Annotated in this window: 1 pseudogene; it reads left to right on the forward strand. The window is 66.7% G+C overall.

The features are described 5' to 3' along the window. Positions 1-521: pseudogene (locus tag F6X40_RS43790) on the forward strand (cytochrome c biogenesis protein DipZ); the annotation flags it as partial. Positions 522-622 lie beyond the last annotated feature (101 nt).

The following is a 622-nucleotide window of genomic DNA, read 5'->3' on the forward strand; positions in this document are numbered from 1 at the left end:
AGAAGGACCTGCCGGGTGGCTACGTGCAACCGAACGCGCAGGGCGCACAGGCCGCCGCCGGCTCAGGCGATGCCAGTCGCTCGCCGGAAACCTACGTCGGCTACGCACGCGCGCAGAACTTCGCCGGCGGCCAGATGACGCAGGACACGACCTCGACGTATCATGCGCCCCCGACATTGATGGCCAACCAGTGGGCGCTCGACGGGCGCTGGTCGGTGAGCGACGAAAATGCGCGGCTCGACAGCCCCAACGGACGTATCGTCTATCGCTTCCGTGGCCGCGACTTGCACCTGGTGCTGGGCCCCGGTCGCGATGGCAAGCCCGTGCGCTTTCGCGTGCTGATCGACGGCAAGGCGCCGGGCGCCGACCGCGGCACGGACATCGATGCGTATGGCAACGGCACGGTCACCGGGCAGCGCCTCTACCAGCTCGTGCGGCAGGCCAACGGCAGCGGCGAACGCACCTTCGAGATCACCTTCCTGGCGTCTGGCGTGTTGGCTTACGCGTTCACGTTCGGCTGAGTCCCACCGTTGCCCAATGCCCGTCTCTATGCACCAACGCCGTCACGCATGCGACTGCAGGCCGAATGGCCGTATTCTGAGTCGAGCCGATGATTGATCGT

Source organism: Paraburkholderia sp. UCT31, assembly GCF_014397655.1.
GTDB lineage: Bacteria > Pseudomonadota > Gammaproteobacteria > Burkholderiales > Burkholderiaceae > Paraburkholderia > Paraburkholderia tuberum.